Source organism: Nitratireductor pacificus pht-3B (assembly GCF_000300335.1).
Classification (GTDB): Bacteria; Pseudomonadota; Alphaproteobacteria; order Rhizobiales; family Rhizobiaceae; genus Nitratireductor; species Nitratireductor pacificus.
On record NZ_AMRM01000010.1, the window covers coordinates 98,637 to 112,679 of the forward strand.

Consider the following 14,043-nt stretch of genomic DNA (forward strand, 5'->3'; position numbering starts at 1 on the left):
GCCGAAGCGGCATCGCTTCGGCACCGAAGAATGTGGCAAGAGAAGAGTCCAGAACAGTTCAGGCGGGCCGGGTCATCATGAGATCGCTCCGGGATCGGACCCTGGACCCCCAGTTTTCATCCTGCGGCCGGCCGGCCGATCCGAAAGCCCATCATGACGCTGCGTGACGGCCTCGTTGTTCATCCTTCCGTCGCGCAACGCTACGATCACCTGGTGGAAACGGGCGCGCTGACGCGCGATCCGATCCAGATGAAGGTGGCCGCCGCCCTCGATCACCTGATCGGCGAGATCTGCGACAAGCGCCTGGCGCGCAAGTCCAGCGCGCTTGGTTGGTTGTTCGCCAAGCGCGACAGGACCCGCGAACCCGTCCGGGGGCTTTACGTCCATGGCGGCGTCGGCCGCGGCAAGACCATGCTGATGGACCTGTTCTTCGAGCTTGTGCCGGTCGAGCACAAGCGCCGCGCGCATTTCAACGACTTCATGGCCGACGTCCACGACCGGATCGGCCGGCACCGCGCCGCACTGAAGGCCGGCGAAACGCGGGAGGCCGACCCGATCGGCCCCGTGGCGGCCGCGCTGGCGAAGGAAGCCTGGGTCCTGTGCTTCGACGAATTCACGGTCACGGACATCGCCGACGCGATGATCCTGTCGCGCCTGTTCGCGGCCCTGTTCGAGCGCGGCGTCGTGCTCGTGGCCACCTCCAACGTCGCGCCGGACGATCTTTACCGCAACGGCCTGAACCGGGGTCTGTTCCTGCCCTTCATCGGCATTCTGAAGCAGCATACGCGCATCCTGGAACTGGACGCCGACACGGATTACCGGTTGCGGAAGCTCAACCGCATGCCCGTCTACATGACGCCGGACGACGACGACGCCGAACGCCAGATGGACGAAGCGTGGGGAACGGTCGCAGACGGGCGCGAGCCGGAAGCCCGCACCCTTAGCGTGAAGGGACGCAAGATCCCCGTAGAGCGGGCGGTGGGTCGCGCAGCGCGCTTTTCCTTCGCGGAGCTGTGCGAAAAACCCCTGGGCGCGCGCGACTATCTCGCCATCGCCGCAGCGTTCGACACGCTCTTCATCGATCACGTGCCGGTGATGGACCTGTCGCGCCGCAACGAGGCGAAGCGCTTCATCCTGCTGATCGACACATTGTACGACAGCCATGCCCGCCTGTTGCTCTCCGCCGCGGCGGCTCCCGAGGCGCTCTACCAGGCAACATCGGGAACGGAGGCGTTCGAGTTCGAGCGCACCGTCTCCCGCCTGATCGAGATGCAGAGCCACGACTGGCTCGCCGGGACGGCGGCGCTGAACGGCGCGGCGTCCCGTGACGGCGAAACCGCCGCCACTGCATATCCGGGATAGCGGTCCGGTGAGGAGCGCCGGGCCTGAACACGCCCGAAGATGCGCATCGTCGCTTCGAAAGGACGAAAAACTTTTACCTTTACGTAAATCCCAAAGAGTCTAAACGATTGAAAAAACTTGCTGGATAAGAATCGTTTGAATTTTCCGCCCAGTATGCTTATTCCAAGAGGTCTGAATGAGAGAGCCAGAGCGGAAGACGCAATGATCCGGAAGGGTCGCGGGCGTCGGTACGCGGCTCGAATTGCATTGGTGTGACACGGCACAGGCAACACGCAAAGCGCGCAAATTCTCTTCACAAACCTCACCTATCCTTTCGACTCAAGGGGGAATTCTGACCACATGGCACGCGATAAGATCGCTCTCATCGGCTCCGGCATGATCGGTGGCACGCTCGCTCATCTGGCGGGCCTGAAGGAACTGGGCGATGTCGTCCTATTCGACATTGCCGAGGGCATCCCCCAGGGCAAGGGACTGGACATTGCCGAATCCGCGCCCGTCGAGGGTTTCGACGCGAAGATGACCGGCGCCAACGACTATTCCGCCATCGAGGGCGCCGATGTCTGCATCGTCACCGCCGGCGTCGCCCGCAAGCCGGGCATGAGCCGCGACGATCTTCTCGGCATCAACCTCAAGGTCATGGAGCAGGTCGGCGCGGGCATCAAGAAATACGCCCCCAACGCCTTCGTGATCTGCATCACCAACCCGCTCGATGCCATGGTCTGGGCTCTGCAGAAGTTCTCCGGCCTGCCGAAGAGCCATGTGGTCGGCATGGCCGGCGTGCTGGACTCGGCCCGTTTCCGCTACTTCCTGTCGGAAGAGTTCAAGGTCTCCGTCGAGGACGTGACGGCCTTCGTGCTCGGCGGCCACGGCGATTCCATGGTCCCGCTGACCCGCTACTCCACAGTCGGCGGCATTCCGATCCCGGATCTCGTCAAGATGGGCTGGGCCACCAAGGAGCGCATCGAGGAGATCGTCCAGCGCACCCGTGACGGCGGCGCCGAGATCGTCGGCCTGCTGAAGACCGGCTCGGCCTACTACGCCCCGGCCTCCTCGGCGATCGCCATGGCCGAGAGCTACCTGAAGGACAAGAAGCGCGTCCTGCCCTGCGCGGCGCACCTGTCCGGCCAGTACGGCGTCAAGAACATGTATGTCGGCGTCCCGACAGTGATCGGCGCCGGCGGCGTCGAGCGCATCATCGAGATCGACCTGAACAAGACCGAGCAGAAGATGTTCGACAAGTCCGTCGAGGCCGTCGCCGGCCTGTGCGAGGCCTGCGCCAACATCGCGCCCAACCTGAAGAAGTAGGAACAGCGGCCCCATGAACATTCACGAGTATCAGGCCAAGCAACTCCTGAAGAGCTTTGGCGCACCGGTGGCCGATGGCGTCCCGGTGTTCGAGAAGGGCGAGGCCGAGGCCGCCGCCAGGAAGCTCCCCGGACCGCTCTATGTGGTGAAGAGCCAGATCCATGCCGGCGGACGCGGCAAGGGCAAGTTCACGGAACTCGGCCCTGACGCAAAGGGCGGCGTGCGGCTGGCGAAGAGCGTCGAGGAAGTCGTCGCTCACACCAACGAGATGCTGGGCAACACGCTCGTCACCAAGCAGACCGGCCCCGCCGGCAAGCAGGTGAACCGCCTCTACATCGAGGACGGCGCCGACATCGACCGTGAGCTGTATCTCTCCATCCTGATCGACCGTACGGTCGGCCGTCCCGCCTTCGTCGTCTCGACCGAGGGCGGCATGGACATCGAGGCCGTGGCCGAGGAAACGCCGGAGAAGATCCTGACGCTCGCCATCGACCCGGAGACGGGCGTGACGGCTGACGATCTGAAGAAGCTGAACGAGGCACTGAAGCTCGACGGCCAGGCGGCGAAGGACGGCGAGACGCTGTTCCCGATCCTCTACAAGGCCTTCACCGAGAAGGACATGAGCCTTCTGGAAGTGAACCCACTGATCGTCATGGAAAACGGCCGCCTGCGCGTTCTCGACGCCAAGGTCTCCTTCGACGGCAACGCCCTTTTCCGTCACGAGGACGTGGTCGCCCTGCGCGACACGACCGAGGAAGACGCGAAGGAAATCGAAGCCTCCAAATACGACCTCGCCTATGTGGCGCTGGACGGCAACATCGGCTGCATGGTCAACGGCGCCGGCCTTGCCATGGCCACGATGGACATCATCAAGCTCTACGGAGCCGAGCCCGCCAACTTCCTCGATGTCGGCGGCGGCGCGTCCAAGGAGAAGGTGACGGCCGCCTTCAAGATCATCACCGCCGATCCGGCCGTGAAGGGCATCCTGGTCAACATCTTCGGCGGCATCATGCGCTGCGACGTCATCGCCGAGGGCGTTGTCGCTGCTGTCAAGGAAGTGGGCCTGAAGGTTCCGCTCGTCGTTCGCCTCGAAGGCACCAATGTCGATCTCGGCAAGAAGATCATCAACGAAAGCGGCCTCAACGTGATCGCCGCCGATGATCTCGACGACGCCGCCAAGAAGATCGTTGCAGCCGTTAAGGGAAGCTGAGCCAAGATGTCCATTCTCGTCAACAAAGACACCAAGGTTCTGGTTCAGGGCCTGACCGGCAAGACCGGCACCTTCCACACCGAGCAGGCGCTCGCCTATCACGGCACGCAGATGGTCGGCGGCATTCACCCCAAGAAGGGCGGCTCCACCTGGACCGGCCAGGGCGGTGAAGAGCTTCCGATTTTCGCCTCCGTCGCCGAAGGCAAGGAGCGGACCGGCGCGGACGCATCCGTGATCTACGTGCCGCCGGCAGGCGCCGGTGCTGCCATCATCGAGGCGATCGAAGCGGAGATCCCGCTCATCGTCTGCATCACCGAGGGCATCCCTGTGATGGACATGGTCCAGGTGAAGGCGAAGCTCGAGAAGTCGAAGTCGCGCCTGATCGGCCCGAACTGCCCCGGCGTCCTGACGCCGAACGAGTGCAAGATCGGCATCATGCCCGGCAACATCTTCAAGAAGGGCTCCGTCGGCGTGGTCTCCCGCTCCGGCACACTCACCTATGAGGCGGTGTTCCAGACGACCAATGCCGGCCTCGGCCAGACCACGGCCGTCGGCATCGGCGGCGACCCGGTCAAGGGCACCGAGTTCATCGACGTGCTGGAGATGTTCCTCGCCGACGACGAGACCAAGTCGATCATCATGATCGGCGAGATCGGCGGCTCGGCGGAAGAAGAAGCAGCCCAGTTCCTGCGCGACGAAGCCAAGAAAGGCCGCAGGAAGCCGATGGCCGGCTTCATCGCGGGCCGCACTGCCCCTCCCGGACGCACCATGGGCCATGCCGGCGCGGTGATCTCCGGCGGCAAGGGCGGCGCGGAAGACAAGATCGCGGCGATGGAAGCGGCCGGCATCAAGGTGTCGCCTTCGCCTGCACGTCTCGGCACGACACTCGTCGAAGCGATCAAGGGATAAGCGAATAGGGAGTAGCGAATAGCGAATAGACCTGCCGAGCGGCGCACGCGCCGCTTCTCCTATTCGCTACTCACTATTCGCTACTCGCTCCAAGCAAGGAGACGGAGCGCGGGCTCCGGAAAGACTATGGCACGACAAGATCAGGCCAACGACGAAATGTCCCTCACCTCCTTCCTGTATGGCGGCAATGCCGCCTACATCGAGGAGCTTTATGCCAGCTACCAGGACAATCCCTCCTCGGTGAACGAGGACTGGCGCGCTTTCTTCGGCGCACTGCAGGACGATGCAGCGGACGTTCGCAAGAACGCTTCCGGCGCGTCCTGGAAGCGGAAGGGCTGGCCCGAAACCGCCAATGGCGAGCTGGTCTCAGCGCTAGACGGCGACTGGGGCACGCTGGAGAAGCATTTCGACGGCAAGATCAAGGACAAGGCGGCCGCTGCCGGCGCCGCCGCGCTGACCGCCGAGGAGGTGCAGCGCGCCACCCGCGATTCCGTCCGCGCCATCATGATGATCCGCGCCTACCGCATGCGCGGCCATCTGCATGCCGATCTCGACCCGCTGGGCATCGCAAAGCCGCTCGAGGACTATAACGAGCTGTCGCCGGCCGCCTATGGCTTCACCGAAGCCGACTACGACCGCCCGATCTTCATCGACCATGTTCTGGGCCTCGAGACCGCGACCATCCGCGAGATGCTCGACATCCTGAAGCGCACCTATTGCTCGACGCTCGGCGTCGAGTTCATGCACATCTCCAACCCCGAGGAGAAGGCCTGGATCCAGGAGCGCATCGAGGGGCCGGACAAGGGCGTCGAGTTCACCGCCAACGGCAAGAAGGCGATCCTGCAGAAGCTGGTCGAGGCGGAAGGCTTCGAGCAGTTCATCGACGTCAAGTACAAGGGCACGAAGCGTTTCGGCCTCGACGGCGGCGAGGCGCTGATCCCGGCGCTCGAGCAGATCATCAAGCGCGGCGGCCAGATGGGCCTCAAGGAGATCGTCTTCGGCATGGCCCACCGCGGCCGCCTGAACGTGCTCTCCCAGGTGCTGCAGAAGCCGCACCGCGCCATCTTCCACGAGTTCAAGGGCGGTTCCTTCGCCCCCGACGACGTGGAAGGTTCGGGCGACGTGAAGTACCATCTGGGCGCCTCGTCGGACCGCGAGTTCGACAGCAACAAGGTGCATCTCTCGCTCACCGCGAACCCCTCCCATCTGGAAATCGTCAACCCGGTCGTCATGGGCAAGGCCCGCGCCAAGCAGGACCAGATTTTCGGCCGCAAGCGCGAGGAAGTCGTGCCGATCGAGGAGCGCGCCCGCGTCATGCCGCTGCTGCTGCACGGCGACGCCGCCTTCGCCGGCCAGGGCGTGGTGGCCGAATGTCTCGGCCTGTCCGGCCTGCGCGGACACCGCGTCGCCGGCACCGTGCATTTCATCATCAACAACCAGATCGGCTTCACCACCAATCCGCGCTTCTCGCGCTCCTCGCCCTATCCGTCCGACGTGGCGAAGATGATCGAGGCGCCGATCTTCCACGTGAACGGCGACGATCCGGAAGCGGTGGTCTACGCCGCGAAGGTGGCGACCGAATTCCGCATGACCTTCCACAAGCCGGTGGTCATCGACATGTTCTGCTACCGCCGCTACGGCCACAATGAGGGCGACGAGCCGGCATTCACCCAGCCGATCATGTACCGCAAGATCCGCCAGCACGCGACGACCGGCGAGGTCTACGCGAAGAAGATGCTGGCCGAAGGCATCGTCACCGAAGCGGACATCGAGAAGATGCGCGCGGACTGGCGCGCTCATCTCGAAACCGAGTTCGAGGCCGGCCAGGCCTACAAGCCCAACAAGGCCGACTGGCTGGACGGTGCGTGGTCGGGCCTGAAGAAGGCCGACAACGAGGACGAGCAGCGCCGCGGCAAGACCGCCATGCCGGTGAAGACGCTGAAGGAGATCGGCCGGAAGCTCTCGGAAGTGCCGGAGGACTTCGAGGTCCACCGCACCATCCAGCGCTTCATGACCAACCGTCAGAAGATGATCGATTCCGGCGAGGGCATCGACTGGGCGACCGCCGAGGCGCTCGCCTACGGCTCGATCCTGATCGAGGGCCATCCGGTTCGCCTGTCGGGCCAGGATTCCGAGCGCGGCACCTTCTCGCAGCGCCACTCCGTGCTCTACGACCAGCGCGACGAGAACCGCTACATCCCGCTCAACAACCTGGGACCGCAGCAGGCCTATTACGAGGTCATCAACTCGATGCTCTCGGAAGAAGCCGTGCTCGGCTTCGAATATGGCTTCTCGCTGGCCGAGCCGCGCGCGCTGACCCTGTGGGAAGCGCAGTTCGGCGACTTCGCCAACGGCGCGCAGGTCGTGTTCGACCAGTTCATCTCGTCGGGCGAGCGCAAGTGGCTGCGCATGTCGGGCCTCGTCTGCCTTCTGCCGCACGGCTATGAGGGCCAGGGGCCGGAGCACTCCTCCGCGCGCCTGGAGCGTTTCCTCCAGCTCTGCGCCGAGGACAACATGCAGGTGGCGAACTGCACCACGCCGGCCAACTACTTCCACATCCTGCGCCGTCAGATGAAGCGCGACTTCCGCAAGCCGCTGATCCTGATGACGCCGAAGTCGCTGCTGCGTCACAAGCGCTGCGTGTCGACGCTTAGCGAGCTGGCCGGCGAAAGCGCCTTCCACCGCCTGCTGTGGGACGATGCGGAGTATCTGAAGGATCAGCCGATCAAGCTGGTCAAGGATTCCAAGATCCGCCGCGTGGTGATGTGCTCGGGCAAGGTCTATTACGATCTCTATGAGGAACGCGAGAAGCGCGGCATCGACGATGTCTACCTGCTGCGCATCGAACAGCTCTATCCGTTCCCGGCCAAGGCGCTGATCACCGAATTGTCGCGTTTCAAGAACGCCGAGATGGTGTGGTGCCAGGAAGAACCCAAGAACATGGGTGCATGGTCGTTCATCGATCCCTATCTGGAATGGGTGCTGCAGCACATCAACGCCAAGAACACCCGCGTGCGCTATACCGGCCGTCCGGCCGCCGCATCGCCGGCAACGGGCCTGATGTCGAAGCACCTGGCGCAGCTCGAGGCTTTCCTCGAAGACGCGCTCGGCGAATAGGAAGCGACGGAGACTGGAAATGGCGACTGAAATCCGCGTCCCCACGCTCGGCGAGTCCGTCGCGGAGGCGACGATCGCCCGCTGGATGAAGAATGTCGGCGACGCGATCGCCGCCGACGAGCCTATTGTCGAGCTGGAAACCGACAAGGTCTCCATCGAGGTGCCCGCGCCTGCGTCCGGTACGCTGGATGAGATCGTGGTGAAGGAAGGCGATACCGTTGAGGTCGGCGCCCTGCTCGGCATGATCGCCGAAAGACAGGCGGCCGGAAAATCGAAACCAGAGACAAACCAGTCCGCAGCGGAAGCGTCCGGCGGCAGTCAGAATCAGGAGGCAACCATGGCCGGCGGAAAAATCGTCGAGGTGAATGTTCCATCGGCGGGTGAATCCGTCACCGAGGCCCAGGTCGGCGAGATCTACAAGAAGGTCGGCGACGCGGTGAAGACCGACGAAGCGCTTCTGGAACTGGAGACCGACAAGGCCGCCCAGGAAGTGATGTCGCCCGTCGACGGCGTCATCAAGGAACTGGTCGTTGCCTCGGGCGATGAAGTGCAGGTCGGCGCGCTGCTGCTGCGCATCGAGGAAGGCGCCTCCGCCGGTGCCGCCAAGCCGGCCGAGAAACCCGCAGCCGAGAAGCCTGCCGAAGCGGAGAAGCCGGCCAAGGCCGCCGAGAGCAGCCGCCCCCCCGCACCTTCGGCGCAGAAGCTGATGACCGAGCAGGGCGTGAAGGCTGGCGACGTTTCCGGCTCCGGCAAGGAAGGCCAGGTCCTGAAGGGTGACGTGCTGGCCGCCATGGAGCGCGGCGCGCCGAGCTCCCCGGCGGAGACGCCGAAGGTCGCCCGCCCGGCCTCGCCGGCCGAGGACGAGGTGCGCGAGGAACGCGTGAAGATGACGCGCCTGCGCCAGACCATCGCCCGCCGCCTTAAGGACGCGCAGGCGAACGCCGCCATGCTGACCACCTTCAACGAGGTGGACATGACGGCCGTCATGGACCTGCGCAAGAAGTACAAGGACCTGTTCGAGAAGAAGCACGGCGTGAAGCTGGGCTTCATGGGCTTCTTCACCAAGGCCGTGACGCATGCGCTGAAGGAGATTCCCGCGGTCAATGCCGAGATCGACGGCACGGACATCATCTACAAGAACTTCTGCCATATCGGCGTCGCCGTCGGCACCGACCGCGGCCTCGTCGTGCCGGTGGTGCGCGATGCCGACCGGATGTCCATCGCCGAGGTGGAGAAGGAGATCGGCCGGCTGGGTCTCGCGGCCCGCGACGGCAAGCTCTCCATGGCCGACATGCAGGGCGGCACCTTCACCATCTCCAATGGTGGCGTCTACGGCTCGCTGATGTCGACGCCGATCCTGAACGCCCCGCAGTCCGGCATTCTCGGCATGCACAAGATCCAGGAGCGGCCGATGGTCGTCGGCGGCCAGATCGTCATCCGCCCGATGATGTATCTCGCGCTTTCCTACGACCACCGCATCGTTGACGGCAAGGAAGCCGTGACCTTCCTGGTGCGCATCAAGGACGTGCTGGAGGATCCCGAGCGTCTGGTGCTGGATCTCTAGGGGCTGAACGCGATGCGGCGCTGGACGGTCATTCCAAGCCTCCTTGCCGCACTCTGCCTCGCGGGGCAGGCGCATGCCGCCTGCCCGCAGGAACTGTCGGTCTACAGCGAAGTGGGCGGCGCGACGGAGCTCAACTTCCGGCCGGAAACCGAAGCCGCCATCGTCGCCAACAGCTTTCGCCTGATCCTGCCGGATGGCCCGGTTCTGGAAGGTCACATGACCTGGAACGAGGGCGTTTCCCGCCCGACCGGCGCCCTGATGCTCGACTGCCCCGAGGGCGACCTGACCGGCGACGAGATCGCCGCCTGCACCCATTGGCAGGGCGTCGTCTATGCGCTCGACGCGGAGGGGAATGTAGGCCTCATCCCGCCACGCGGCGAGACGGCAGCGCCCCGGTTGCTGCTGGCCGACCTGAGCCGGGCGCTGCATGCCGGCCCGCTCAACGACGGCGAGACCGCCCTCCCCGCCTGGGACGTCTACGCACTGAGCGGGTGCCAGGAATGATCATCGAGAACCGGCCGCGCAGGAACGCATGACGCAAACGGCGAAGACACTTCTGGTGACAGGCGGCGGACGCGGCATCGGCGCGGCGCTCTGCCGGCTCGGCGCCGAGGCGGGCTACCGCGTCGTCGTCAACTACGTCGCCAATGCCGCTGCCGCCGACGAGGTGGTTCGCGCCATCGAGGCCGCCGGCGGCGAGGCTTTCGCCGTCAAGGCCGATATGGCTAGCGAGGCGGAAATCCTCTCCATGTTCGAGGCAATCGACGAGCGCTTCGGCCCGCTCGATGCGCTGGTCAACAATGCCGGCGTCGTCAGCCTCAAGGCCCGCGTCGACGAAATGGATGCGGCCCGCATGGAACGCATGATGCGCATCAATGTCATCGGCACCATGCTGTGCGCCCGCGAGGCTGTGAAGCGCATGTCCACGCGCCACGGCGGCAAAGGCGGTGTCATCGTCAACATCTCCTCCATTGCCGCCGTGCTCGGTTCGGCCGGGGAATATGTCGACTACGCCGCGGCCAAGGCCGCCGTCGACACCTTCACCGTCGGCCTGGCGCGCGAGGTCGCGGAAGAAGGCATCCGCGTCAATGCCGTGCGGCCTGGCACCATCGACACGGAAATCCACGCCTCGGGCGGCCAGCCCGACCGGGCGATGCGGGTTTCCGCCCAGATTCCCATGAAGCGCCCCGGCACGGCCGAAGAAATCGCCCGCGCCGCGCTGTGGCTCTTGTCCAACGAAGCGTCCTATGCGACGGGCGCTATTCTCAATGTCAGCGGCGGCCGCTAGCGACCGCCAAGGAAATGCAGGAAAGGCAGCGAAATGTCCTATGATCTCGTCGTGATCGGAACCGGCCCGGGCGGCTATGTCTGCGCCATCAAGGCCGCCCAGCTCGGCCTCAAGACGGCCGTGGTCGAGAAGCTGCCGACCCATGGCGGCACATGCGTCAATGTCGGCTGCATTCCGTCCAAGGCCCTGCTGCACGCCTCGGAAGCCTTCGTCGCCGCCGGCCATGCCCTGCCGGATCTCGGCGTCGAAGTCGGCAAGCCCAAGCTCAACCTGAAGAAAATGCTGGAGCACAAGGTCAAGACGGTCGAGCAGAACACCAAGGGCCTCGACTTCCTGATGAAGAAGAACAAGATCGACGTCTATCGCGGCTTCGGCAGCGTCGCCGGCAAGGGCAAGGTCCTCGTGAAGGCCGATGACGGCAAGGAACAGACGGTCGAGACCAAGAACATCGTCATCGCCACCGGTTCCGACGTCGCCGGCATTCCCGGCGTCGACGTGAAGTTCGACGAGAAGGTGATCGTCTCCTCGACCGGCGCTCTGGAGTTCTCCAAGGTGCCCGACAGCCTGGTCGTCGTCGGCGGCGGCGTCATCGGCCTGGAGCTGGGCTCCGTCTGGGCGCGCCTCGGCGCGAAGGTCACCGTGGTCGAGTATCTCGACACGATCCTCGGCGGCATGGACGGCGAGGTGGCCAAGCAGTTCCAGCGCATGCTGGCGAAGCAGGGCTTCACCTTCAAGCTCGGTGCCAAGGTGACGGACGTCGCCAAGGCCGGCAAGGGCGCCAAGGTAACCTTCGAGCCCGCCAAGGGCGGCGACGCGGAGACCATCGAGGCCGATGCGGTGCTGATCGCCACCGGCCGCAAGCCCTACACCGAAGGCCTCGGCCTGAAGGAGGCCGGCGTCGAGCTGGACGAGCGCGGCCGCGTCAAGACCGATGGCCATTACCGCACCAATGTCGAGGGCGTCTACGCCATCGGCGACGTCATCGCCGGCCCGATGCTGGCGCACAAGGCCGAGGACGAGGGTGTCGCCGTCGCCGAAATCCTCGCCGGCCAGGCGGGTCACGTGAACTACGATGTCATCCCCGGCGTCGTCTACACGAGCCCGGAAGTGGCGTCCGTCGGCAAGACCGAGGAAGAGCTGAAGAAGGCCGGCGTCGATTACACCGCCGGCAAGTTCCCCTTCTCCGCCAATGGCCGCGCCCGCGCCATGCTGCAGACGGACGGCTTCGTCAAGATACTGGCCGACAAGAAGACCGACCGGGTGCTTGGCGTCCACATCGTCGGCTTCGGCGCCGGCGAGATGATCCACGAGGCGGCGGTGCTAATGGAGTTCGGCGGTTCGTCGGAAGATCTGGCGCGCACCTGCCACGCCCATCCGACCATGTCGGAGGCCGTCAAGGAGGCGGCGCTCGCCACCTTCGCCAAGCCGATCCACATGTAGGCCGGCAAAGCGCATAAACAAAAACACCCCGGAACGGCGCCGTTTCGGGGTGTTTTTGTTTTGCGGGGTCGATGGTTGTGTTTTCTCGCCCACCGGCTGCTTGCATCGCCTTCCTGCGTGGTTCGACAAGCTCACCATGAGGGAGGCAGAGGGCTGCAAGGCCCATTCGCCAAGTCTCCGAGAGACCCATGCCAGTTCCGACCGCCCTCATGGTGAGCTTGTCAAACCACGCACGACGCTGCCGCCGCAGGATGCCGGCACGCTCCAAACCCGCATGCGTCGCTGACAAAGGGCCAGGTTCAGCTATCGGTGATGATCTTCACCTTGCTGCCGGCGGAAGGCGTCCCGCCGGGTCCGAGCGCGTTCAGCAGGCGGAACAGTTCCACCTTGCGATCGACGCCGCGCATCATCGCCGCCAGCGATCCAAGCGTCTCCCCGGGCTTCACCGTGACGACACGGATGCGCAGGGGCTGCAGGGCGGCCTTCTCCGCTTCGCTGAGGATGCGGAAGCTCTGGCCCACTGAACTCGCGACGCGCTCGAGGTCGCCGCTGGTCGCCGGCGCGGCCGTCAGCAGGCGGTACACCTGCCCACCCGAGCGGATCACCGTGACGTCGAACTGCCAGCCGTCGGCGCTGGCCCGGCCGGTGGCCGCCGGACGGCCGTTGATGGTGATTTCGCGGATCGTCTCCGGCTCCAGCCCGGCAACCCAGCCGCTGGTCAGATACTGCGTCAGCGATGTGCTTTCCGGCACCGTCGCGCCGTCGAAGCGCACGGCGACGTCGCCCGGTCCGACGGCTGTCACCGCCTTGGCCGAATTGTCGATCACGAAGCCCTCCGGAACGCGGAAGGCGACGCCGAGACGGGGATGCAGGAAGTCGCGTCCGCGCACGAAGCCTTCCTCCGGCGGATCGCCATAGATCATGCCGTCGATGCCGGCGAGGAAGGAATCCCGGTCCCGCGTCCCGGCTCCCGCAGTCTCGAACTCCCGCGCATGACGCTGGGCAAGTTCGATGCGGCGCGGCGCATTGGGGTGGCTCGCCAGGAAGTCGAGGCTGGCATCCGTCGCCCCGCTGACCGTGCGGAACCCCTGATAGCTGTCCATGGCCTGCAGGAACCGCGCGGCGGCGAAGGCGTCGAAGCCCGAATGCGCGGTGGTGCGAATGCCGATGCGGTCGGCCTCCAGCTCCTGGTTGCGCGAGAACTGCGCCAGACGCAGCTTGCCGCGCACCAGCGCCGTCTGCGCATCCTGGTCCCGGCCGAGAACCTCGTTCACCACCTTGCTGGCGAACTGCTCCTCGGCCTCCATCTTCTGCCGCTCGATCCCGTGATTGGCGGTGACATGCGCCATCTCATGCGCCAGAACGGCCGCCAGCTCCGCGGAATCGTTCGCCAGCGCCAGAAGGCCGCGGGTGACGTAGAGATAGCCCCCCGGCAGCGCGAAGGCATTCACATTGGGCGAATTGAGGATGGTGATGCGATAGGCGGGCGCGGCGTTCTGCTCGTCCAGCGTCAGGTTGCCGACCACCTTGGCGACCATGCGTTCCAGCTTGGGGTCCGAATACTCGCCACCATAGGTTGCCAGGATGCGCGGATGCTGCTGGCGCGCCTGCCGTGCCAGGCGATTGCCCCGCGTCACCGAATCGACCGTGATCGGGTTGGAAGACGGGATGAAGCTGCCGGCGCCGGTCTCGATCATCTGGCACCCGGCAAGGCCGGCCAGAAGGCACAGGGCTACCATCGTATGGCACGGACGTCGCCGGGAAACGGAGAAGGACTTCATCTGTGTGGGCGCTCGATTGGACAGTCTCGTGTCCTTCCGGTTGATATTGTCCGATTTCACGATTGCC

10 protein-coding genes are annotated in these 14,043 nt (G+C 65.0%); 9 read left to right on the forward strand and 1 reads right to left on the reverse strand.

Features of this window, described 5'->3' with window-relative positions; genetic code table 11:
- Positions 1 to 153 precede the first annotated feature (153 nt).
- The 9 genes from zapE (at position 154) to lpdA (ending at position 12,195) form a co-directional block, all read left to right on the forward strand.
- The gene (zapE, locus tag NA2_RS10770) at positions 154 to 1,362 is read left to right on the forward strand and encodes a cell division protein ZapE (RefSeq protein ID WP_008596827.1); all 1,209 of its coding nucleotides are present in this window, start codon (positions 154 to 156) and stop codon (positions 1,360 to 1,362) included.
- A gap of 339 nt (positions 1,363 to 1,701) precedes the next feature.
- Entirely contained in the window at positions 1,702 to 2,667 is a 966-nt protein-coding gene (mdh, locus tag NA2_RS10775; RefSeq protein WP_008596829.1) for a malate dehydrogenase, read from the forward strand.
- A 13-nt stretch (positions 2,668 to 2,680) separates the two neighbouring features.
- Positions 2,681 to 3,877, forward strand: coding sequence for an ADP-forming succinate--CoA ligase subunit beta (gene sucC / locus NA2_RS10780; protein WP_008596830.1), 1,197 nt, complete (start codon positions 2,681 to 2,683; stop codon positions 3,875 to 3,877).
- A gap of 6 nt (positions 3,878 to 3,883) precedes the next feature.
- On the forward strand, positions 3,884 to 4,786 hold the full coding sequence (gene sucD, locus NA2_RS10785) for a succinate--CoA ligase subunit alpha (RefSeq protein WP_008596832.1): 903 nt from the start codon (positions 3,884 to 3,886) through the stop codon (positions 4,784 to 4,786).
- Positions 4,787 to 4,912: 126 nt separating this feature from the next.
- Positions 4,913 to 7,903, forward strand: coding sequence for a 2-oxoglutarate dehydrogenase E1 component (locus NA2_RS10790; RefSeq protein ID WP_008596833.1), 2,991 nt, complete (start codon positions 4,913 to 4,915; stop codon positions 7,901 to 7,903).
- Between the two features lie 19 nt (positions 7,904 to 7,922).
- The gene (odhB, locus tag NA2_RS10795) at positions 7,923 to 9,467 is read left to right on the forward strand and encodes a 2-oxoglutarate dehydrogenase complex dihydrolipoyllysine-residue succinyltransferase (RefSeq protein WP_008596835.1); all 1,545 of its coding nucleotides are present in this window, start codon (positions 7,923 to 7,925) and stop codon (positions 9,465 to 9,467) included.
- Between the two features lie 12 nt (positions 9,468 to 9,479).
- Complete coding sequence (locus NA2_RS10800) at positions 9,480 to 9,971, forward strand: hypothetical protein (protein WP_008596836.1); 492 nt, start codon at positions 9,480 to 9,482, stop codon at positions 9,969 to 9,971.
- 28 nt (positions 9,972 to 9,999) lie between these two features.
- Complete coding sequence (locus tag NA2_RS10805) at positions 10,000 to 10,755, forward strand: SDR family oxidoreductase (RefSeq protein WP_008596837.1); 756 nt, start codon at positions 10,000 to 10,002, stop codon at positions 10,753 to 10,755.
- 33 nt (positions 10,756 to 10,788) lie between these two features.
- Positions 10,789 to 12,195, forward strand: a complete 1,407-nt coding sequence (gene lpdA, locus NA2_RS10810) for a dihydrolipoyl dehydrogenase (RefSeq protein WP_008596839.1) — start codon at positions 10,789 to 10,791, stop codon at positions 12,193 to 12,195.
- 299 nt (positions 12,196 to 12,494) lie between these two features.
- On the opposite strand, the gene NA2_RS10815 is transcribed toward lpdA, so the two are convergent.
- Positions 12,495 to 13,976 (reverse strand): M48 family metalloprotease, encoded by a 1,482-nt coding sequence (locus NA2_RS10815; protein ID WP_008596840.1) that lies wholly within the window; start codon positions 13,974 to 13,976, stop codon positions 12,495 to 12,497.
- Positions 13,977 to 14,043: the final 67 nt, after the last annotated feature.

Coding starts and splice junctions, on each gene's coding strand:
- NA2_RS10790 (WP_008596833.1), top strand. CDS start 4,913: ATGGCACGACAAGATCAGGCCAACGACGAAATGTCCCTCACCTCCTTC.
- zapE (WP_008596827.1), top strand. CDS start 154: ATGACGCTGCGTGACGGCCTCGTTGTTCATCCTTCCGTCGCGCAACGC.
- sucC (WP_008596830.1), top strand. CDS start 2,681: ATGAACATTCACGAGTATCAGGCCAAGCAACTCCTGAAGAGCTTTGGC.
- mdh (WP_008596829.1), top strand. CDS start 1,702: ATGGCACGCGATAAGATCGCTCTCATCGGCTCCGGCATGATCGGTGGC.
- NA2_RS10815 (WP_008596840.1), bottom strand. CDS start 13,976: ATGAAGTCCTTCTCCGTTTCCCGGCGACGTCCGTGCCATACGATGGTA.
- NA2_RS10800 (WP_008596836.1), top strand. CDS start 9,480: ATGCGGCGCTGGACGGTCATTCCAAGCCTCCTTGCCGCACTCTGCCTC.
- odhB (WP_008596835.1), top strand. CDS start 7,923: ATGGCGACTGAAATCCGCGTCCCCACGCTCGGCGAGTCCGTCGCGGAG.
- sucD (WP_008596832.1), top strand. CDS start 3,884: ATGTCCATTCTCGTCAACAAAGACACCAAGGTTCTGGTTCAGGGCCTG.
- lpdA (WP_008596839.1), top strand. CDS start 10,789: ATGTCCTATGATCTCGTCGTGATCGGAACCGGCCCGGGCGGCTATGTC.
- NA2_RS10805 (WP_008596837.1), top strand. CDS start 10,000: ATGACGCAAACGGCGAAGACACTTCTGGTGACAGGCGGCGGACGCGGC.